Here is a 22539-nt window from a genome sequence, read left to right on the forward strand (position 1 = left end):
TAGCTATAGGTGATTGAACTAATCCACAGCGTCTTATGTTAAGTATAGTAAAAATTATTATGAAAGGGAAAGTATAGTGAATTTTTACTATGAGTTCATTATACAAGGTGATTTTATGAAATCTGTATGGAGTGAAAGCTGTAATTTTAAAAAGAGAGAATCCTTAAATGGAAATATAGAGGCAGATGTGGTAGTTATAGGAGCTGGTATAACAGGAATATTAACTGCCTATATGTTAAAGAAAAAAGGAATAAATGTAGTTATAATTGAGGCTGAAGAGATTTGTAGTGGAAATACAAAAAATACTACTGCCAAGATAACTTCTCAGCACTCCTTAATTTATGATAAGTTAATTAAAGAATTTGGAGAAGCGAAGGCAAGACAATATGCAAGTGCCAATGAGTTGGCTATAAAAAAATATAAAGAGATAATAGAGAATGAGAGAATTAAGTGTGACTTTGAAGAGAAGGATGCTTATCTATATACCATGGATAATGTTGAAGCTTTAAAAAAAGAATTAGAAGCAGCAACTAAGTTAGGAATAAAAGCTAAACTTTTAGAAAATACAGAGCTTCCTTTTAAAGTTAAGGCAGCTTTGAAATTTTATAATCAAGGTCAATTTAATCCTCTTAAATTTTTAGAAGTTATTACTGAAGACTTAACCATTTACGAAAATACTAAAGCTTTAGAAATTAAAGAGGATCTAGTTATTACGGATAAAGGGATGGTTGCGGCTAAGGTAATAGTAGTGGCTACTCACTATCCAATTATGAATACACCTGGGTATTATTTCATTAGAATGCATCAAGAAAGATCCTATGTTATAGCTTTAGAGAATGCTCAAGATGTCAATGGAATGTACATTGGTATTGATAAATGGGGATACTCTTTTAGAAATTATAAGGACTTATTATTACTTGGTGGAGGTTCTCATAGAACTGGTAAGAATGAAGCTGGTGGTAAGTATGAAGAATTAAGACAGGTAGCAAGGGAGTTATATCCCAATGCTAAGGAAAAATATCATTGGTCTGCTCAAGATTGTATTCCTATAGATGAAATACCTTACATAGGTCAATATTCCACTGAAACTCCTAGTGTATATGTGGCAACGGGTTATAAAAAATGGGGAATGACATCTTCTATGGTGGCAGCTATGATTTTATCTGATATGATATCCGGAAATAAAAATGATTTTGCAGAGATATTTTCTCCTACAAGATTTGATATGTCAGCATCAAGTAAAAACCTAACCCAGGATGTAATAGAAACTACAAAGAATTTTATAGCACAAAAAATTCACATTCCAAGTGAGCAGGTAGAGAAGGTAGAAACTGGTCATGGTGGAATTGTAGAATATAATGGAGAGAAAGTTGGGGTATACAAAGATAATAATGGTAATATATTTACTGTAACTACAAAATGTCCTCATTTAGGCTGTGAGCTTCAATGGAATCCTGATGAGTTATCATGGGATTGTCCATGTCATGGCTCTAGATTTGATTACAAGGGTAATTGGATAGAAAGTCCAGCTATTAGAGGTCTATATGATGAGTAGTTTCAAAGCTTATGCTAGAAAAAAGGATTTCTTTGAAGGCTGGTATTTTAAACATCAGAAGGGTGAGGATACTATATCCTTTATACCTGGCATAAATATAGATAGTAAAGGAAATAGATCAGCCTTTATACAAGTTATAACTAATAGAAATTCATATAATATAAATTATAGTTTTTCTAAATTTATAGTTTATAAAGATAAGTTAAAAATTAAAATTGGAGATAGTATTTTTTCATCTAAAGGCATTGAAATCCATATTAAAGATGAGGGCTTAACTATATATGGGAAAATAGAATATGACTTATTGACTCCTGTAAAATATGACATCATGGGACCTTTTAGCTTTATACCTTTCATGGAATGTAGCCATGGCATTATTAGTTTATATCATAAATTAAGGGGAAATTTAATTATTAATGGTGAAGATGTAAGTTTTAATGATGGAGTTGGATATATTGAAACAGATAGAGGCAACTCTTTCCCAAAAACTTATTTATGGACCCAGTGTAATGATTTTAAAAATGAAAAGATATCTATAATGGCAGCTATAGCAGATATACCTTTTATGGGAATAAATTTTAAAGGATGTATATGCGTTGTATATTATAAAGGAAGAGAATATAGATTATCCACCTATAATGGAGTTAAGATTCTTAAATATAATTGCAAGTCACTAATGTTAAAAAGAGGTAAGTATGAACTACAGATAAAAGTTACTGATGGAAATCCACAAAAGTTATTAGCACCCTCAAGTGGTAATATGTGCAGAACTATTCATGAAAATGCAGCTTGCTCAGCTAACTATAAGTTTTATATAGAGGATAATTTAGTCTTTGATATAGAAAGTGATAACTGTAGTTTTGAATATGTGGATAGATAGGAATTTAAATGTCTCGAGACCTGATAAAAACTAAATTCTAAACTAATATTAAACTAGCATTAAAAATATAAAGATGCTAGTTTAATATTTTTAAAAAGACTATTTCATAAATATATATCTATATGGTATATTAAAACAATAGCAAAAAAATATATATGGAGGGTTTATTCATGATATTTTATTTTTCAGGCACAGGAAATTCTTTGTACGTAGCAAAAAATTTGTCTAGTAACCAAGGAGAAGAATTAATTGCAATTTCAAAGGAAATGAAACAAGATAAAGATTTTTATGAATATGACTTAAAACCAGGAGAAAAGATAATATTTGTTTATCCTATCTATGCTTGGGCACCACCAGCACCAGTAGTTAAATTCATTAGTAAATTAAAATTAAATAACTATAAGAACAATTATTTATCAGCAGTAGTAACCTGTGGTGAGAACATAGGAAATAACATGAAAATACTAGAGAAAAAGCTAGGAGCTAAGGGGTTAAAGTTAAATAGTGGATTTTCAATTGTTATGCCTAATAATTATATTATCCTTGGAAGAGCAGATGAAGATGATATTGTGAATAGTAAGATGTCTAAGGCTTTGGAGAACATTGGAGAAGTAAATAATCTTATAGGTGATAAAGTTAGAGATGTATTTAAAGTTGAAACAGGACTAATGCCTAAGGTTATGACAGCTATAGCTAATCCTATATTCAATAAGTTAGCTATAAATACTAAAAAGTTTTATGTTACAGATGATTGTATAGGATGTAAACTTTGTGAACAGGTATGCAATACTAAATGCATTAAAGTTGATAAAGTTCCTAAATGGGGAGATAACTGCTGTCAATGTTTAGCATGTATAAGTTATTGTCCTAAGGAAGCCATCCAATATGGAAAATATACAATTAATAAAAAGAAATATAAAAACCCTAAAATTGCTGTAGGTGAAATGAAAATATAACTGGCAATAATCCTATATAGCTCAGTGAACTTTTAAAGACTCTCTTTAGGACTATGACTTTACTTTTAAAACATGTATATATTTTTATAATAAAAATAATAATAAGAGTACGAAATTTAAAAGGGGAGTTCATCCATGAAAAACTTACTTAGAGTTATTTTTGTATTACTTATTTTCAATTTTATATTATATGATATAGCTTTTGCTAAGGATAGAAGTTATGCTTTAGCACATAGAAAAGAAGGTAATAAAATTGAGGTAGCAGTAGTTATAAAAGATGATGGTATTTGGGCAGTGAATATAAATAACCCTTCAGAGAAAATAATGCTTAACAAAGGGGCTTATAGAGAGCCAAATATAAGTGGAAATGGTTATGTAGCCTATAGGGATATTAAGAATAACTTGTATGTAACAAAAATAGATTTTTATAAAAAGGTAGAAAATACTACTAATGTAGATGATAGTATTACTGCATATCAATGGGATAAAGATGGAAATTTAATTTATTCTAAGTCCACAGGTGGAGTATATATATTTGGAGTTAAAGATAAAACTAAAGAAATTTTCACTGCAGGGAAAGAGTTTTATACACAAATTTTATTAGGAAAAGATAACTCTTTATTTGCAACAAAGAATATTATGAAAAAAAGTAATTCGGATAATTATTCTTTTCCTCTAGGAATAGTTAAGTTAGATTTAGCAACTAAAAAAGAAAAAGTAGTGATACCATATATACCTATAAGTTCCCAAAATCATGATTTAGGGTTGGATCCAAAGATGGCTACCATCTCAATTAATGGAGTTAATTTAATTGTATGGTGTAGGCCTAATTCTGCATCTATGACAGCAGATGGAGTGCCCATAGGAGTTTATAATGATGAAAGTAACAAGTGTAGAGAAGTACTTAATGAAGAGATTATAGTTTTAACTTATGAGGATATGATGTCTATATCACCAATAGATGATAACTTAGTGGCTATTATAAATGGTGCATATAGGTTTATGAATGTAGATAAAACTTTAGGAATCTTAAATTTAGAAGATGAAAGTTTTAAAAAAATCACTAAGGATGGAGAAGTAGCTATGACTCCAAGTTATTCTAGTGATGGTAGAAAGATAGTATATTCAGCCTCAACTTATAGTGAAAATCTTCAGCAATGGGAAAATTCCAACAATCAACATATATATGAAGTAAACTTAGAAAATAATGAAATTACTAAATTGACTAACTCATCTGTAGGATGGGATTTTTATCCTAACTATATTAATGATGATAGTGAATTTGTATTTATAAGGAAAGATAAAGAAAATAAATTTTCTTTAATTAAGGGAAATAGGGAGGGGAAGGAACAAGTTATTATTGATAACATTTTACACTTGGATGATAGTGCAAGTATAAACGAGTATTTTTGGTATTATGGACATTACGATATGAAGAAGGTGTTTCATAATATGGAGATAACTCAATGATTTAAAAATTTAATATTTACACACTAAGATACACATATGATGAGAGGAAAGATAAATTTATGGAATTGACATTAGACATATTTCAAACAATGGCATTAGCTTCTATAGTTTTTTATTTTGGAAAATATTTAAAAGAAAAAATATCTATATTAGAAAAGTATTGCATACCTGCACCAGTTGTAGGAGGTCTTATTTTTGCAATACTTATGCTTATATTTAGGCTGACAGGATTTATCACTATTAATTTAGATACAACTCTACAAAATATTTTTATGACTGCATTTTTCACTAGTGTTGGGTTTACGGCTAGTATTAGAATATTAAAAAAAGGTGGTATAAAAGTATTAACATTCTTAATTTTATCAGTGTTTTTAGTAATTCTACAAAATACAGTTGGAGTTGCTTTAGCAACCTTGTTTAATTTAGAACCCTTATTAGGAATTTGTACAGGCTCTATTCCTATGATAGGGGGACATGGTACAGCGGGATCATTTGGACCTATTCTAGAAGAAATGGGAATTGCAGGTGCCACAACTGTATCCTTTGCTTCTGCGACTTTTGGACTGGTTATGGGAAGTATAATTGGAGGATTGGTTGCTAGAACATTAATTATACGTCATAAGCTTAATACTCCTATGAAGGAGGATGATGATAATACCTGTATGCCACTAGGAGATTTTAATGAAGACAATCAAGATATACTATGTCATAAAAGATTAATGTCAGGTGCATCTTGGATTTTTATAGCAATGGGAATAGGATCTATAATATCTAATTTTATTCAGGGAATTGGTTTAACTTTTCCATCTTATATTGGAGCTATGCTTGTGGCTGCAATTATAAGAAATATTTGTGATGCCACAAATATTGAGTTAGTAGAAAAAGAAATTGAAAATCTTGGAGGTATCAGCTTATCATTCTTTTTATCTATGGCTCTTATGGGATTAAAGTTATGGGAACTTCTAGATTTAGCAATTCCTATGGTTGTTATGTTAATAGCACAAACAATTCTCATAGGTATATTTACATATTTTGTAACCTTTAGAATTATGGGTAGAGATTATGAAGCGGCAGTTTTTGCATCTGCAAACTGCGGATTTGGAATGGGAGCTACACCTAATGCTGTAGCTAATATGGATGCACTTTCAAATAAATTTGGATTTGCACCTACCCCATATTTTGTAGTACCAATTGTAGGATGCTTATTCATAGATTTCGTAAATTCTGCAATTATTACACTATTTATAAATATAATTCATTGAAGCCATTGATATAGGTAATCATAGAACAACGACACATTAAAATATTAGAATATAAAAGAAAAAGCAATATACTATTAAAATGTAAATAGTATGTTGCTTTTCTTAGGTTAAAATGTATGAAATTAATTCATAAAAGATATAATAATTATGAGAATAGAAAAAGTTGTTATAAAAAGGTAGCATAAATTCTTTCTATTAACATAGGTATTATATAGAATTATATTTTAAGAAATAATAAATAATACTATTTTTATAAATACTTTTTTTAATTATATAAAATATAAAAAATTTAAATGAATTATTAAATGGGTTATAGGTAATATTTCAAAAATAATTATTTTGTATATGTTGACTTTATAAATTTATAAGTATAAAATTAATATAAATTTGCAAGTCGAAAAACGTAATAAAATGTTGAAATATATAAAAAATACATATTAATTATAAAATAAATACAAAAAATGGAGGGATTTTTATGTCTATATTAAAAGGATTAAATCCAGAAAAGGTTCTAGGCTATTTTGAAGAATTAACTAAAATACCTCATGGTTCAGGCAATGAAAAGGTTATCAGTGATTATTTGGCTAACTTTGGTAAGGAAAGAGGATTTGTAGTAATACAAGATGATGAGTTAAACGTAATCATTAAAAAACCTGCTACTCAAGGATATGAAAATGCACCAGTAGTAACAATCCAAGGTCATATGGACATGGTTTGTGAAAAGAACAAGGATAAGGTACATGATTTTGAAATAGATCCACTAGAGCTTAGAATCGATGGAGACTATCTTTATGCTAATGGAACAACACTAGGAGCAGATAATGGAATAGCAGTAGCTTATGGATTAGCTATTTTAGATTCAAAAGAGTTAAAACACCCTGCTATAGAATTATTTGTTACAACTGGTGAAGAAACAGGTATGTATGGAGCAATAGCAGTAGATCCTAAAAAGCTTGATGGAAAAATACTATTAAATATTGATTCAGAAGAAGAAGGAATATTCCTTGTAAGTTGTGCTGGTGGAGTTACTAACTATGTAAATATAAATAATCAATGGGAAGATGCTTCTAATGAGGCTTTAAAACTAGAAGTTAAAGGCTTAAAAGGCGGACACTCTGGTATGGAAATAATAAAACAAAGAGGAAACGCTAATAAACTTATGGGAAGATTATTAAATGCCATATCAAAAGAGGTAGATTTTAATATTTCTCATATAAGTGGAGGAGCTAAAAACAATGCAATTCCACGTGAGGCAGAAACTACAATTACAGTAGCTACTAAAGATGTAGAAAAAGTTAGAGAGATAGCTAATAACTCATTAGAAATTTTTAAAACTGAATTAAGAATACAAGACCCAGATGTAACTGTAATAGTTGATAATGCTGAAGCCAATAGACAATTAACTAAAGAAGTAACTGAAAAAATTGTTTCTTATTTAATAGTTGCTCCAAATGGAATTCAAACTATGAGTGAAGATATTAAAGGGTTAGTAGAAAGTAGCCTTAACTTAGGAGTTATAGAATTTAGTGAAGAAAAAGTTACCTTTGTTTCTGCTGTGAGAAGCTCTGTAAAAACATTAAAAAATGCCATTACAGATAGAATAGATGTTGCAGCAAAATTAGTTGGTGCTGAGGTTGTTAATGATTCTGATTATCCAGAATGGCAGTATGAACCAAACTCACCAATAAGAGATTTATGTATAGAAACTTATAAAAATGTTACTGGTGAAGAACCAAAAATAGATGCTATCCATGCAGGACTTGAATGTGGACTTTTAAAAGAAAAAATGCCAGATGTAGATATGATTAGCTTTGGACCAAATTTATTTGATGTACACACTCCAAATGAACATATGAGTATATCATCTGTTGAAAGAGTATGGAATTTTATAAAAGCACTATTAGAAAATATTAAATAAATGCCTAAGGTAAATTTTACTTTAGATATTTAATATAAAAATAAACAATTTGATTTAGGCATCCTGAAGAGTACTAATTAATGTGTTTATATTTTTATCAATATTATTAATTAAAGATAAAGATAAAGCTTGCAAATAAATTAAACTTTAAAACATGGTAATTAGTGGCTTTTTTAGGGTGCTTTATTAAAGAGTACAAAGGAGGAGAAAAGTTTATGAGCCAAGAGAAAAGAAAATTATCTCAAAGTGCTTATGGTGGATGCAAAGGTGAAGAATATGTTCCTTTTATTCCAACATCAATGGCAATGCCAGAAACAACAGGTTATTCAATTATTTTAGGTATTATTTTAGCATGCGTTTTTGCAGCAGCTAACACATATCTTGGTCTGAAAGTTGGTATGACAATATCAGCTGGTATTCCGGGTGCTATTATTGCAACTGGAGTATTAAAAGGAATGTTTAGAAGAAATAACATTTTAGAAGCAAACATGGTAGCATCTTTAGCTGCTATGGGAGAATCCATTGCCGGGGGAATTATATTTATTTTACCAGCATTAATTTTATGGGGATTAAAATTAAGTATTCTAACTGTTGTTATTGTTACAATAATTGGTGGAGTTATGGGAGTATTTTTCATTACACCCCTTAGAAGATACTTAATCGTGGAAGAACACGGAAATTTAGTTTATCCAGAAGGTATGGCTGCAGCTGAAGTTCTTGTAACTGGTAGTGAAGGTGGACAAGGATTCAAAACAGTTATGACTGGTCTTGGAGTAGGAGCTGGATATAAACTTTTCTCAGGTGGATTTGCACTTTGGGGAGAGCAAGCTACTTATGTTATTAAAAGTTATCAAGGTACAATGATGGGATTTGACACTTTAGCATCACTTCTTGGTGTTGGATTTATAGTTGGTACTAGAGCATCATTACTTATGTTTGGTGGTTCTGTTATAGCTTGGTTTGCACTTATACCATTAATTAAATTCTTAGGAGTTGGACTAGCAGAGCCTTTATTCCCAGCTACTAAAGTTATAGCTGAAATGAGTGCTAACGAAATTTGGGCTAACTATATTAAATATATAGGTGCTGGAGCCGTTGCAATGGGAGGATTTATTTCCCTTGCTAAGTCTATTCCTACTATTATCACAAGTTTTAAACAAGCTATGGGTGGAATAGGCGCAGGTAAAAATGATAAAGTAAGTAGAATTGATTTAGAAGCACCTCTTACTTGGGTTATTCTAGCAGCTGCTTTTGGATTCGCATTAACTTGGTTATTACCAATGGTTAACGGTGGATTTATAGGTGGAATCATGGCAGTTTTATTCAGCTTCTTCTTTGCTGTTGTTTCAGCTAGAATGGTTGGTATAATTGGAGCATCAAACAATCCAGTTTCAGGTATGACTATAGCTACAATGTTATTTGTAACTACTGTAATTAAATTAACTGGTGGAGTAAGCCAAGAGTATATGACTAAAGCTGTATTAATAGGTGGAGTTGTATGTGTTGCTATAGCAGTAGCTGGTGGAGCAGCACAAAGTTTAAAAACTACATTTATTATAGGTGGTACTCCTAAAAAGGTTCAAATAGGAATGTTTATTGCACTTTCAGTAGCAGGAGTTTTTGCAGCACTTGTAATTAACATGTTAAATACTGCTTATGGAATAGGTTCTGCAGATGTAGCAGCGCCTCAAGCTACACTTATGAAAATGATAGTTGAAGGTATTATGACAGCTCAATTGCCATGGACACTAATAATAATTGGTGCTGCAATTGCATTATTCTGTGAATTAGCTGGAATAGCAGTATTACCAGTAGCTCTAGGTATATACCTTCCAATAACTTTAAATGCTGCTATCTTAGTTGGTGGAATAATTAGAGAAATCGTTGAGAGAAAATTTGCTAAGGATCAAGATAGAAGAGGAGAAGTTGTTGAAAAAGGAACTCTTCTTGCATCAGGCTTAGTTGCTGGAGATGCATTGATGGGTATAGTAGTAGCTGGATTAGTAGCTGCTAATGTAAATATAGCATTCGGTAAGAATTTCTTAACAGGAATAACTCAAAGCAATCTATTTGCTTGTGTAATGTTCTTATTACTAGGATTATGGATTTACATGTTCTCTTGTAAAAAAGACAAAGCCGTTAAATAGTAAATTATAAAATAATTTAAAATCGCTTTGCCACAGGTAAAGTCTATCTGTGGACAAGCGATTTTAATATATGGTAATACTTAAAGTATATAATAAAGTATAATAAATTGAATTAAAGAATATCTTATATTTAATAGTTATAAAAAGTTAGGAGGAATTTTGCATGAAGAATAAGAAAACACAAGAAGAAATAGAAAAACAAGCTCAAGATACAAAGCATAATTTTGCCCTTTATGTACCTGAAATTAAACAAGAAAATTGGGAAGAAAAAGATGGTAAAGTTGTTATACATATAAAAGTTACTGATCCAGTTAAAAAGTTTCTAGCTTGGATGGTTAAAAGAACTCCTGAAACTAAATTAGAACTAGATGAGAGATGTTCTACAGTATGGAAGTATATAGATGGAAACAGAACCGTTTATGATATTGCAAAGCTCATGGCAGAAACTTATAAAGAAAATATAGATGGAGAGCTATATAGATTAGTAACTTATTTAAAATACATATCTAAAAGAGGATGGATAAAGTTTAAAGAATATGATAAAGAAGTTGAAGTTTAGTATACATTATATTTAATTAACATAAAATTTAAAATTATAAAACCTATGTAAATACAAGGGTTATAGGTATTAGAGAGGATAACCTTACATCATTGAAAGATATATGTAAGGTTATCCTCTTGTTCTATTTATACATGTAAGGTAAACTATATGTATGTCAAAATTGGTACAAGTAGCAAGGAGTGAAAATTAGTGGGTTTAGATTTGATAATTATAATAAAAGCAATAATTATTGCAATAGTAGAAGGATTAACTGAGTTTATTCCAGTATCATCTACAGGACATATGATATTAGTTGGCAATGCTATTAACTTCCGTGGTGAGTTTGCTGATATGTTTCAGGTAGTTATTCAACTAGGGGCCATACTTGCAGTAGTGGTATTATATTGGAAGAAGATTAGTGATAGTGTAATAGAATTTTTTAAATGCATATTCACATTGGGTAAGAAGGGTCAAACTGGATTTAAATTTGGAATTAATGTATTAATTGGATGTATTCCAATGGGAGTAGTAGGAGTTATTTTTTATAAGCAAATTAAAAGCTTATTTAATCTTCAATCAGTAATTGTTGGATTATTAGTGGGAGGATTCTTACTACTTATAGTGGAAAACTTCTTTAGAAAGAGAAAAAACAAAGCTGTTAAAAACATAGATGATATAACACCTATGCAAGCATTAAAGGTAGGAGTATTCCAAGTTCTTGCTGTATGGCCAGGAATGTCAAGAAGTGCATCTACCATAATGGGAGGTTGGGTTGCAGGTCTCTCAACTCCAGTAGCAGCAGAATTCTCATTTTTCTTAGCAGTACCTGCAATGGTAGGATCATCAGCTAAAGATTTATTTGAATTTAACTATTCTATTATGACTCCAACCTTATGGGTTGCATTAATAGTTGGGTTTATTGTTGCCTTTGTTGTATCAATAATAGTTATGGACAAATTTGTTACTTTCTTAAAGAAAAAACCTATGAGGGTATTTGCTATATACAGAGTAGCAGTAGGAGTACTACTTGCTGTGCTAGTATTTACAAAGGTTATTACTTTAGTAGCTTAAATTAAATGATAACTTTAATAAAAAAGAGAACAAATTCATTGCAAAAATGAATTTGTTCTCTTTTTTTATAACTACCAACTACCAGATGATCCACCGCCACCGGAAGAACCACCACCGAAGCCGCCAAAGCCGCCTCCACCGGAAGAACCACCGCCACCGCCGAAGCCACCAAAGCCACCGCCACCTCTAGGACCTCTTCCACCTCTACTAGTCCAAAACAACATTCGTAGTAATCTACCCCTATTGAAGATGGAATCTATAAATACAATGATGATGATAGCTATAAATATAAATATATTAAAACCATCATTATCCTCATAATCTTCTTCACTAGGCATTGTCACATTCAAAGACTTATCTAAGGTTACACCGTATTCTTCACTAGCATAATCACATAAAACACTATAACTATTTAGAATTCCTTCACTATAATTTCCATTTTTAAAACTTGGTTTTGCAATGGAAGTCATAACTCTACTTGAAAGTGCATCAGGTATAGCACCTTCAAGACCTCTTCCTACCTCTACTCTCCATTGCCTGTCATCTATGGCTACAAGAATTAAAAGACCATTGTCTTTGCCTTTTTCACCTATTCCCCAGGTTCTAAAGAGACCATTGCTATAATCTTCAATTGGAGTATTGTTTAGGGTGTTCATTACAACAACTACAGCTTGAGCACCTGTTTTATCCTCAAGCTCCTTACCTAGAGAAACAATTTTATTGGCATCTTCACTATCTATAATACCTACATAGTCATTTAGATATTTATATACAGTTGGACTAGGATAAGTATCCTGTGCTAATGCATTAAAAGAAGAGAGTAGTAGTATAACAACAAGCAAAGAAAGACAGTGTTTTAAAAATTTAATTGTACTCTTCATCTTTATTTAGAAAAGTCTACAGAAGGGACTTCTGCAGCACCTGCACTTGCTTTATAAAATGGTTTCTCGTCAAATCCAAATAATGAAGCAATTATGTTGGTAGGAAATCTTAAGATTTTAGTATTATAATTTGTTACTACATTGTTGTAATCTTGTCTAGCAATTGTAATTCTATTTTCTGTTCCTTCTAATTGCACTGATAAATCTAAGAAATTTTGATTAGATTTTAAGTCAGGATAATTTTCAACCACTACTAACAATCTAGAAAGAGCGTTAGATAGTTCAGTATCTGCAGCTGCTTGGTCAGAGATATTTGTAGCTCCTGCAAGTTTAGCCCTAGCATCAGCTATTTCCGTAAATATTTCCTTTTCTTGAGTTGCATATCCTTTTACTGTATTAACTAGGTTAGGGATTAAATCTGATCTTCTTTGAAGCTGAGTATCAATATTTGATTCCGCTGCACTAACTCCCTGTTTAAGAGTTACAAGATTATTGTAATTTCCAACTAAAAATACAGTAATAATAATCACAATAATTATTATAGGAAGGAAAACCTTCATACCTTTTTTCATAATTTATTCTCCTTTCAATCTTTAAATTAGTATATGTTTTAATTTCACATATTATATATGAATTAATCTTATTCTTAACAAGATTAATTAGAAACATAAAGTAATTAGTGATAAATCAAAACTATTGCTTTACATTATATTCATTATAATCAAGAAAATTTACAAAATCAATGTAAATAAGAAAATCCTGTGATTTACACAGGGTTTTCTTATTTGAGGGGTTAATTTTTAGCTTCACTTATAATCGGGGGATTATTTATGAAGTACTTTTTACTTAATACTTAGGGGTTCCACTTTTAATATTACTAAAAAGTAATATTAAAAGTGGAGATACTTATTCCAGGGGTTAACTTATTTGCTTTAAATATTAGGAAATTAATTATCTCTTATATAATCTTGGGGGAATTACTTACGAAATATTTATTATCTCCTGTTGATATTTATAATAAGGGTATATTGTGACATCTGTGTGACAAAATTATGATTAGATTATAAATAATTTTAGAAGGAAATTAATGAGATTAAAAATTAGGTGTGTAAATTGAATACAGTTATTTAATTAAATAAGTAGCATAAAGTATAATATATATAAATTTAATAAATAACTATGGAATTATATTGAAAATAAAGATATAATTAGTACAACGAAAATTATGTAATACAAGTTATAAGGAGTGGGGAGAATGGAGAACATTAATGAAAAATTAAATGAAGTAAAGGAGCATATTAAAAACGTAACTTATTTAATTCATGCAGAAAGCTTAATACATTGGGATATGCAAACAGGAATACCATCTAAAGCTATAGATGGAAGAATTGAAGTAGTGGGATATCTATATTCAGAGTGTATAAAACTTATGACTTCTTCAAAAATAGGGGAATGGATAGAGTACTTCTCAGATAAAATGGACAAATTATCTTTCAAGGATAAAAAGATTATAGAAAATTTAAAAAGAAACTATGATGAACTTATAAAGATACCACCTGAAAGAAATAAAGAGTATCAAATATTATGTTCAACATCAGAAGCATTTTGGAAACAAGCTAAGGCAAACAATGATTATGAAGGCTTTAAGCCATATCTAGCAAAGATAATAGAGTTTAATAAGGAATTTGCTGAATATATAGGATATGAAGGAAACATATATAATAAATGCTTAGATGATTATGAAAGAGGATTGACTGTAGATAGGGTAGATAAAGTATTTAAAGAGCTTAGGGATGGTATAGTAGAGCTTTTAGAGAAGATTAAAGCCTCTAAGATAAGTATAGACGAGTCCTTCTTTAAAAAGCAATTTCCTACTAAAGATCAAGATGAATTTGGTAAATTTGTTTTAGAAAAATTAGGATATGATTTTGAGGCAGGAAGACTAGATACTACTGTTCACCCATTTACAACTAACTTCGGAAATAAAGATGTTAGAATAACAACTAATTATGATGAACATGATTTTAGAAGTGCTTTCTTTAGCAATATTCATGAAGGTGGACATGGTATTTATGAGCAAAACTCAGCAGATGATTTAGAATATACAGGTGTTTCAGGTGGAACTTCTATGGGTGTACATGAATCACAATCTAGATACTATGAAAATATTTTAGGAAGAAGTAAGGAATTTTGGGCTTATTTTTATCCAGAGGCTCAAAAGAGATTCCCTCAATTTGAAGGAGTTAATTTAGAAGATTTCTATAAAGCTATAAATAAGGTAGAACCTTCTTTAATTAGAACAGAATCAGATGAATTAACTTACAGTATTCATATTATAATTAGATATGAGTTAGAAAGAGCTTTCATGAATAATGAAATCACAGTAGAAGAGTTGCCAGCTGCTTGGAATAAAAAATACAAGGAATATTTAGGTGTAGAGCCTAAAAATGATTCAGAAGGAATTCTTCAAGATACTCATTGGGGTGCAGGTTTAATTGGATATTTCCCAAGCTATGCTCTTGGTAATGTATATGGAGCTCAATTCTTAAATAAAATGAGACAAGATATACCTACCTATGACGAAGAAGTTAAAAATGGTAATTTTGCAGTGATAAAAGATTGGTTAAGAGAAAACATACATCAGTTTGGATCTCTTTATACTCCATCAGAGCTTATTGTAAAAGTAACAGGAGAAGAGTTAAATCCTAAATATTTCTTAGAGTACCTAAATAAAAAATACGGAGAAATCTACGAAATATAAGTGACACTCCAAATTTTATATTTGGTCAGTGGAACTTAAGTGAGACTCTAAATCTATGATTTAGTTAGTCGAACTTACTCATTCGAATATGTATGAGAAGGAGTTTCCTTAAAACAGTGCATGTGAGAAGGAGTTTCTTCGAGAGCGAAGCGAAAGGTTGCTTTAGCAACATCACTCTAAATCTATGATTTAGTTAGTCGAACTTACTCATTAAAATATATATGAGAAGAAGCTTCCTTTAAAACAGTGCATATGAGAAGGAGTTTCCGTAAAATACAATAGATTTAGCATGCATAAAAGAAAGTGAGATATGATGAATTTTTTAAAGAAATTAGTTGGAGATAAATGTTACCTTTCTCCAGTGGATGATATACTAGCAGATAAGGTAGCTCAATGGAGTAATGACTTGAGAGTTTCCATAAGAACTGGAGATATATCAGATATGATAACAGTTGATGTTCAAAGAGAGTATTTAAATGGTATGAATGAGAGAGGATATGCATTCTATATAGTTGACGCTGAAAACGACGAGGCTATAGGGGTCATAAGGCTTATGAGAATAAGCCACATACACAGAAATGCTGTTCTTGGAATGTTTATTGGAGATTCGAATCATAGAAATAAAGGTATAGGAACAGAAGCAACAAAGCTAATATTGGATTTTGCTTTTAATGTGATAAATCTTAGAAACATAATGATAGAGACTTTTTCTTTTAATGAAAGGGCTATTAACTTATGCAAGAAGATTGGCTTTAAAGAGATAGGAAGAAGAAGAAACTCTATTATATATGGAAATAATGAGTTTGATGAAGTCTTCATGGATATATTGAATACTGATTTTCATGAATCAATTATATGTGAAGCGATAAAATAGAAAGAAGACATTATATAACATTAGGCTGTCAAAAAATAAGGGCTATAAACTTTCAGTTTTATAGTTCTTATTTTTTTATTGAATTTTATATGAAAATTAGTTAAATCTAAATTTAGTGACTGCAAAATCCATCTGACCATTAATAATAAACAATAAGTGATTAACTCACATAAATAAAATATTAAAAAGGGTAAAATATATGTATAATAAAAAGCAGATTTTGAGTTATCATATATAGGGAGGCGTTACAATGTTTAACTTTTTTAAAAAGGATAATGGAAAAGTAATAAGTATTAATGATATAGATAGTTTGTTAGGTAAGATTAATTTAATTGATGTTAGAGAAATATATGAATATAGAAATGGAAGTTTAAAAACAGCTAGAAATATTCCAATGGGAAATCTTTTAAACAATCCAGATAGATATCTTAAAAAAGAAAATGAATATTACCTTATGTGTCAAACAGGTTCGAGAAGCTCACTTGCTTGTAGGAGATTGACTAAAGAAGGGTTTAATGTGATTAATGTTAGAGGTGGTATTGGAGCATATAAAGGGGCTAAAAGAAAATAACTTTAATTATTGTATAGAATATTTTAATTTTTAGTTGATATAATCACTTAAGAGTAATATAATTTAATTAAGTTAATGCTTAATTAAATTATATTATAAAAGGAGTATATATGATAGAAAGTGTAAAAGTTTTTAAAGCTATTGGTGATGAGACAAGGATAAAAATACTAATATTATTATCTAAGAAGAATATTTGTGCAAAGGCAATAGCTAAGCATTTACAAATTTCTGAAGCTGCAGTATCACAACACATTAAAATTCTTAAGGAAGTAGATTTAATTGTAGGTTACAAAAGAGGATATCATGTAATCTATGACTTAAATAAGAAAGTTTTAGAAAAAGCTATAGAATTTATTAATGTATTAATTACTGATGACATATGCTCAATAGATGATAAGTTTAATGTAAGTTTAGAGAGCTTTCATGCTTTACAATGTGAAAAAAATTGTAAGGTGGTAAAGAAATGCTGTAAAGAGAGATTAAAGGAGGAAGAGTAATGAAGGTTTGTTTTCCAGTTAAATCTAATGAAGGTATGGAGAGTGTACCATATGGACATTTTGGAACAGCTCCAATGTTTGTAGTATGTAATTTAGAAACTAATGAGGTTAAGACTATAGGAAATGGTGATTTAGGTCATCAGCATGGTATGTGTCAACCAATGAAAGCATTATCAGGAGAAGTAGTAGATGCTGTGGTTGTAGGTGGTATTGGTCAAGGGGCTATAGTTAAGTTAAACTCCCAAGGAATAAAGGTATATAGAGCAGCAGAAGGAACTATAAATACAAACTTAGAGAAGCTTAAAAATGGTGAGTTGTCAGAATTCGCTATGAATCATACTTGTAATCATGATGGATGTGACCATCATTAAATATAATTAAGAATTGAAAGAACTGTATGAAAATAGAAATAAGTGCTTCTATTTTCATACAGTTCTTTTAATAATGGCTCTGTTGAAAACTATAGTGATAGAATATACAATCTATAACATGTTTACGGATTATTTTTACACAGTCCAACTATACATTTAATCTATCCTCTAAATTAAGCTAAACTGTTTTAATGTGAATATCCACAGGAATACTGTAAGTATACAAAAGGCTGAAGTAAATACTACTATTTGGGCAGCTAATTCACTATCACCATCCATTTTTTGAGCCATAGTGAAGGAAGAAATAGCAGTAGGGGATGCAAAGATAAGCATTAACGCTATAAGTTCTATATCTCTAAAACCTAACCATATACTTATAGGCATATGAATACTAGGAACTACAATAAGTCTACCAGTTACACCTATAATAGTTTGTTTCAAGTGAGCTTTTACATCGGTGAAAGAAAAGGAACCACCAAGTAAAATAAGGGAAAGAGGTGTAGCAATTCGTGATATATCACTTATGGATTTTTCGATAGCTGTTGGAAGTTTTATTCCAAAGATAAGAAAGAATAGTCCAATTGCTGATGTTATAATTAAAGGATTAGTAATAATTCCTTTTAGAGTATTTTTAATATCTAGCTTTCCGCATCTAAAAATTTCTAAGGATATCACTGCTAACATATTAAAAAAAGGAACAACAGTGGCTATTAGTATAGCTACAACACCAACTTTGTCCTCACTAAATAGGGAACATGCTACAGGTAGACCAAATATTATAAAGTTGCTACGAAATATACCTTGTATTAAAACACCACGTTTTTTATTATCCTTTTCAATAAGGGGAATGAGAATGCATAGTACTATAAAGGTAAGGGTAACACTTATAAGTGCAAAGCAAATAAGTTTGGGATTTATAGCTCCTTTTAAATCTGTTTTATATATATTATAAAATAACAATAGAGGCAAAAAAGCCTTAAAGGTGATACTATTCATAACCTTTAGAGTATTGTCATCAAACATTTTCAATCGCTTTAATACATATCCTAAAGCCATGGTAAGAAACAGTGGTAAAACTACATTAATTGATAAAATCAAATTTTCCATAATTAATATCCTTTCTAGTCTTTTGTTAATCTATTTCTCATATTTTATATGGTTGTCCCAATTAATTGTATACAAAGTTAAAGTGTTTTTCAATGTATAAGTAATAATTGATAATATTTGTAATAGGTGTTAAAATAAAAATGTAGTCTTACTCTAAGGAAGTATCCAAGGAGGAAGAGTAATAGATTTAAATCGTTCTGAATTACATGAGGGTTAGCCCAAATGATAAGGCGGTGTCATAGGATAGCGATATACTATCTCTGCTCTCTATTGGGACGCAGAGAGTATTTTTTTGAGAGGAGCTTAAGCTTTGGAAACAAGAATCGCATTGATTGGAATTATAGTAGAGGATACTACAGCTACAGAAAAATTAAATAATATTTTACATGACTATGGACAATATATTGTTGGGAGAATGGGGGTACCATATCGCGACAAGGAGGTGTGTGTTATCAGCGTAATTATAGATGCAACTAATGATATTATTAGTTCATTATCTGGTAAGTTGGGTATGCTTGATGGTATTACTGTAAAAACGATCTATTCAAAGAAGTAGAGTAAATATATAAAATCAGAACGATTAGGTATATATTAGAATAAAGCACTTAAAATCTTATTAAGAAAGAAGAGTAGATGTATGTATAATGTAAAATCTAAGGTAGCAACTGAATTTATTGAAGATGGAGAAATATTATCAACCATTGAATATGCTAAGAAAAATAAAAATAATAAAGAGTTAATAAATAGTATTATAGAGAAGGCTAGAGAATGTAAAGGTTTAAACCACCAAGAAGCAGCGGTACTATTAGAATGTGATTTAGAAGAAGAAAATAAAAAAATAGAAGAACTAGCTATGGAGATAAAGAATAAATTTTACGGTAATCGTATAGTTATGTTTGCTCCATTATACCTTTCTAATTATTGTGTTAATGGATGTATATACTGTCCGTATCACCATGGAAACAAACATATAGCTAGAAAGAAACTTACTCAAGAAGAGATTAAAAAGGAAGTAATTGCATTACAGGATCTTGGACATAAAAGACTTGCACTAGAAACAGGTGAAGATCCTATAAATTCTCCTATAGAATATGTATTAGAAAGTATAAAGACTATATATAGCATAAAACATAAAAATGGTGCTATAAGAAGAGTGAATGTAAATATTGCTGCTACTACTGTTGAGAATTATAGAAAATTAAAAGAGGCTGGAATAGGAACATATATATTATTCCAAGAAACTTATAATAAAAGATTATATGAAGAATTACATCCAACAGGACCAAAGCATGATTACAATTATCACACTGAAGCTATGGATAGAGCTATGGAGGGTGGTATAGATGACGTTGGTATAGGAGTTTTATTTGGATTAAACATGTATAAGTATGATTTTGTTGGATTACTTATGCATGCAGAGCATTTAGAAGCAGCCATGGGAGTAGGACCACATACTATCAGTGTACCTAGAATTTGCCCTGCTGATGAAGTGAATCCAGAAGATTTCACTAATGGAATTTCTGATGATATATTTGCAAAGATTGTTGCAATCTTACGTATTTCAGTACCTTATACAGGAATTATTGTATCTACAAGAGAATCTCAAAAATCTAGAGAAAGAGTGCTTCATCTTGGAGTTTCTCAAATTAGTGGAGCTTCATGTACAAGTGTTGGAGGATATGCTCAGAAGGAAAAAGAAGAAGAAAATTCAGCACAATTTGATATCAGTGATACAAGAACTCTAGATGAAATTGTAAATTGGTTACTTGGTATGGGATATATTCCTAGTTTCTGTACTGCTTGTTATCGTGAAGGTAGAACTGGAGACAGATTTATGCAGTTAGTAAAATCAGGTCAAATTTCTAACTGTTGTTTACCTAACGCCCTAATGACTTTAAAAGAGTATCTAGAGGATTATGCATCTGAAGATACAAAAGCTAAAGGCGAAGAAGTCATAAAAAATGAAGCTATGAAAATTCCTAATCCTAAAGTTAAGGGTATTGTAGAGGAACACCTAAAAGAACTTAATGAAGGAAAACGTGATTTTAGATTCTAGATATAATAGAAATAGAGGGCTAGCCCTCTATTTTTTCATATCTTTAATTATACAAATTCCTTGAGTCATGGTACCCATTGGACAATAAACACACCAAGAACGCGGTTTATAAAGGGCCATGGTAATTATACCTAGGAGAGTTGAAGTTAACATTAAGCTATAGAAGCCAAAACTAAATTGAGCTATCCAAGGAGAAACATAGGATAAATCTGTGAAGTTCCAAGGTAATTTAAAGGTCCAAAGTATAGTAAGAACTTCTTTTAGAGTATTTGTCCCTTGGAAAACTAAATATGTGTTAAATACCATATTAATGAACATAGTTAAAAAGAAAATTAAAAATCCGTATCTAAAATATTTAGATTTTAAAAATTTAGGCATAGGCTTATTTCTTGATAATTTTAATTTATTACCTAATAAATCTAATAGTTGTCCTCTACCACAGTATTTATTGCAATAGCCTTTATTTCCTTTAACTATTGAAATTAATAAAGGTACGATGAAACAAATTAATCCTAGCCAAGCAAAGAGTATATTAAATAACCCTAAAATTAAATATAGGGATGATAATATCCAAAGATATTCATAAAGATGCTTTTTCTTCTTTTTCATTAGTTACCTCCTTGTTGTTTAATTTCTATAGTAGATGCAGGGCAAGCTTTAACACATTTTCCACATCCAACACACTTATCATAATCAACCTTTGAAAAAATACCCTTGTTAATAGCAATGGCTCCAAGGGGACAGACTTTTTCACAAGCACCACAGGCTACACAGTAGCTAGTATCCACATAAGCCTTTCTTTTAACAATTTTCTTTTCCATAAATTTATATCCTCCTGTTTTATAAATGTTGTAGTAAGCATATTATAACTGTATAATTAAAAGAAAATATGTGATATAGTCACACAAGCAATTTTTTTAGGAGGATAATATGTTAAATAGTTTAGATGTATTTAATAAAAGACTTGAAGCTTTGTATGATGCTTATCCTGTATTAAAAGAAATAGATGACAGCCATGAAATTATAAGAAAAAATGTAATTTTTAAAAGTTTATTAAGTGAGGAGTATTTAAAAACAGATAGTGGAAACTGCATAGGTATGTTATTTGTTATAAGTGGAATTATAAAGGTTCAAAAAGTAACAGAAGAGGGAAATGAAACTAATTTATACAATGTAGAGCGTGGTGAGCTATGTCATGAAGCATTAAGCTGTTTTGTAAATTGTCAATCACTAAATATTGAAGGCATAGCCATGCAAGATTCTTTAATTGCTATTTTACCATCAGATATAGTGAAAGCCTATTTATTAAGTGATTTTAGATTTATGCAAGTTATATATAAAGATCTATATGCAAAATTTAGAGGGGTTATAGAAAACAAAGAAGCTAGAATTCATGAATCTTTAGAAAGTAGATTGGTTAAATTATTACTTAGTAAGAATACTAAAATAATTTATACAACCCATGGGGAACTTGCTTTTGAATTAGATTCTTCAAGAGAAGTAATAAGCAGAAAGCTTAAGGAACTAGAGAAAAAAGGGTATTTATTAATATCAAGAGGTAAAATTCAATTACTAAAAGGTTTAGAAGAACTATATAATTAGTAAGGAAATTACAATACAA

The 22539-nt window shown here is 30.1% G+C and carries 20 protein-coding genes and 1 pseudogene; 16 read left to right on the forward strand and 5 right to left on the reverse strand.

Features of this window, described 5'->3' with window-relative positions:
• Nucleotides 1–115: 115 nt before the first annotated feature.
• From ACTNBA_RS11490 to ACTNBA_RS11530, 9 genes are all read left to right on the forward strand, one after another.
• Nucleotides 116–1555, forward strand: coding sequence for an FAD-dependent oxidoreductase (locus ACTNBA_RS11490; RefSeq protein ID WP_441074197.1), 1440 nt, complete (start codon nucleotides 116–118; stop codon nucleotides 1553–1555).
• Nucleotides 1548–2435, forward strand: coding sequence for a tocopherol cyclase family protein (locus ACTNBA_RS11495; RefSeq protein ID WP_441074198.1), 888 nt, complete (start codon nucleotides 1548–1550; stop codon nucleotides 2433–2435). Before ACTNBA_RS11490 ends, ACTNBA_RS11495 begins: the two co-directional genes overlap by 8 nt.
• 170 nt (nucleotides 2436–2605) lie before the next feature.
• Nucleotides 2606–3391 carry an EFR1 family ferrodoxin gene (locus ACTNBA_RS11500; RefSeq protein ID WP_441074200.1) on the forward strand — a complete coding sequence of 262 codons (786 nt, stop codon included), beginning with the start codon at nucleotides 2606–2608 and terminating at the stop codon, nucleotides 3389–3391.
• 135 nt (nucleotides 3392–3526) lie between these two features.
• Nucleotides 3527–4861: a TolB family protein gene (locus ACTNBA_RS11505; RefSeq protein WP_441074203.1), complete on the forward strand. Its 1335-nt coding sequence runs from the start codon at nucleotides 3527–3529 to the stop codon at nucleotides 4859–4861.
• 59 nt (nucleotides 4862–4920) lie between these two features.
• Nucleotides 4921–6123: a sodium/glutamate symporter gene (gltS, locus tag ACTNBA_RS11510; RefSeq protein ID WP_441074205.1), complete on the forward strand. Its 1203-nt coding sequence runs from the start codon at nucleotides 4921–4923 to the stop codon at nucleotides 6121–6123.
• A 475-nt stretch (nucleotides 6124–6598) separates the two neighbouring features.
• Complete coding sequence (locus tag ACTNBA_RS11515; protein WP_441074207.1) at nucleotides 6599–8041, forward strand: aminoacyl-histidine dipeptidase; 1443 nt, start codon at nucleotides 6599–6601, stop codon at nucleotides 8039–8041.
• Between the two features lie 215 nt (nucleotides 8042–8256).
• On the forward strand, nucleotides 8257–10188 hold the full coding sequence (locus ACTNBA_RS11520; RefSeq protein ID WP_441074210.1) for an OPT family oligopeptide transporter: 1932 nt from the start codon (nucleotides 8257–8259) through the stop codon (nucleotides 10186–10188).
• A 163-nt stretch (nucleotides 10189–10351) separates the two neighbouring features.
• The gene (locus ACTNBA_RS11525) at nucleotides 10352–10747 is read left to right on the forward strand and encodes a PqqD family peptide modification chaperone (protein ID WP_441074212.1); all 396 of its coding nucleotides are present in this window, start codon (nucleotides 10352–10354) and stop codon (nucleotides 10745–10747) included.
• A 192-nt stretch (nucleotides 10748–10939) separates the two neighbouring features.
• Nucleotides 10940–11800, forward strand: a complete 861-nt coding sequence (locus ACTNBA_RS11530) for an undecaprenyl-diphosphate phosphatase (protein WP_441074214.1) — start codon at nucleotides 10940–10942, stop codon at nucleotides 11798–11800.
• 71 nt (nucleotides 11801–11871) lie between these two features.
• On the opposite strand, the gene ACTNBA_RS11535 is transcribed toward ACTNBA_RS11530, so the two are convergent.
• Both ACTNBA_RS11535 and ACTNBA_RS11540 read right to left on the reverse strand, forming a co-directional pair.
• Nucleotides 11872–12681: a TPM domain-containing protein gene (locus tag ACTNBA_RS11535; RefSeq protein WP_441074216.1), complete on the reverse strand. Its 810-nt coding sequence runs from the start codon at nucleotides 12679–12681 to the stop codon at nucleotides 11872–11874.
• 2 nt (nucleotides 12682–12683) lie between these two features.
• Complete coding sequence (locus ACTNBA_RS11540; RefSeq protein WP_441074218.1) at nucleotides 12684–13253, reverse strand: LemA family protein; 570 nt, start codon at nucleotides 13251–13253, stop codon at nucleotides 12684–12686.
• A gap of 683 nt (nucleotides 13254–13936) precedes the next feature.
• On the opposite strand from ACTNBA_RS11540, the gene ACTNBA_RS11545 reads away from it, so the two are divergent.
• From ACTNBA_RS11545 to ACTNBA_RS11560, 4 genes and pseudogenes are all read left to right on the forward strand, one after another.
• The gene (locus ACTNBA_RS11545; RefSeq protein WP_441074220.1) at nucleotides 13937–15442 is read left to right on the forward strand and encodes a carboxypeptidase M32; all 1506 of its coding nucleotides are present in this window, start codon (nucleotides 13937–13939) and stop codon (nucleotides 15440–15442) included.
• A gap of 310 nt (nucleotides 15443–15752) precedes the next feature.
• Nucleotides 15753–16316, forward strand: a complete 564-nt coding sequence (locus tag ACTNBA_RS11550) for a GNAT family N-acetyltransferase (protein WP_441074222.1) — start codon at nucleotides 15753–15755, stop codon at nucleotides 16314–16316.
• Nucleotides 16317–16566: 250 nt separating this feature from the next.
• Nucleotides 16567–16887, forward strand: a complete 321-nt coding sequence (locus ACTNBA_RS11555; RefSeq protein WP_441074224.1) for a rhodanese-like domain-containing protein — start codon at nucleotides 16567–16569, stop codon at nucleotides 16885–16887.
• 110 nt (nucleotides 16888–16997) lie between these two features.
• A pseudogene (locus ACTNBA_RS11560) lies at nucleotides 16998–17755 on the forward strand (metalloregulator ArsR/SmtB family transcription factor).
• Nucleotides 17756–17923: 168 nt separating this feature from the next.
• Here the strand turns inward: ACTNBA_RS11560 and ACTNBA_RS11565 are convergent.
• On the reverse strand, nucleotides 17924–18862 hold the full coding sequence (locus ACTNBA_RS11565; protein WP_441074225.1) for an AEC family transporter: 939 nt from the start codon (nucleotides 18860–18862) through the stop codon (nucleotides 17924–17926).
• A 310-nt stretch (nucleotides 18863–19172) separates the two neighbouring features.
• Between ACTNBA_RS11565 and ACTNBA_RS11570 the strand changes: the two genes are divergently transcribed.
• On the forward strand, nucleotides 19173–19418 hold the full coding sequence (locus tag ACTNBA_RS11570; RefSeq protein ID WP_150845249.1) for a TM1266 family iron-only hydrogenase system putative regulator: 246 nt from the start codon (nucleotides 19173–19175) through the stop codon (nucleotides 19416–19418).
• An 81-nt stretch (nucleotides 19419–19499) separates the two neighbouring features.
• Nucleotides 19500–20918, forward strand: a complete 1419-nt coding sequence (gene hydG / locus ACTNBA_RS11575; RefSeq protein WP_441074228.1) for a [FeFe] hydrogenase H-cluster radical SAM maturase HydG — start codon at nucleotides 19500–19502, stop codon at nucleotides 20916–20918.
• Between the two features lie 27 nt (nucleotides 20919–20945).
• Here the strand turns inward: hydG and ACTNBA_RS11580 are convergent, their stop codons facing one another.
• Together ACTNBA_RS11580 and ACTNBA_RS11585 are read right to left on the reverse strand one after the other, a co-directional pair.
• Entirely contained in the window at nucleotides 20946–21527 is a 582-nt protein-coding gene (locus tag ACTNBA_RS11580; RefSeq protein WP_346866997.1) for a 4Fe-4S binding protein, read from the reverse strand.
• Nucleotides 21527–21739: a DUF362 domain-containing protein gene (locus ACTNBA_RS11585; protein WP_441074229.1), complete on the reverse strand. Its 213-nt coding sequence runs from the start codon at nucleotides 21737–21739 to the stop codon at nucleotides 21527–21529. The genes ACTNBA_RS11580 and ACTNBA_RS11585 overlap by 1 nt, the downstream gene beginning before the upstream one ends.
• A gap of 109 nt (nucleotides 21740–21848) precedes the next feature.
• Between ACTNBA_RS11585 and ACTNBA_RS11590 the strand changes: the two genes are divergently transcribed.
• The gene (locus ACTNBA_RS11590; protein ID WP_346885520.1) at nucleotides 21849–22520 is read left to right on the forward strand and encodes a Crp/Fnr family transcriptional regulator; all 672 of its coding nucleotides are present in this window, start codon (nucleotides 21849–21851) and stop codon (nucleotides 22518–22520) included.
• Nucleotides 22521–22539 lie beyond the last annotated feature (19 nt).

The sequence above is a fragment of the Clostridium sulfidigenes genome (assembly GCF_052067195.1).
Taxonomy (GTDB): domain Bacteria; phylum Bacillota; class Clostridia; order Clostridiales; family Clostridiaceae; genus Clostridium_J; species Clostridium_J sulfidigenes.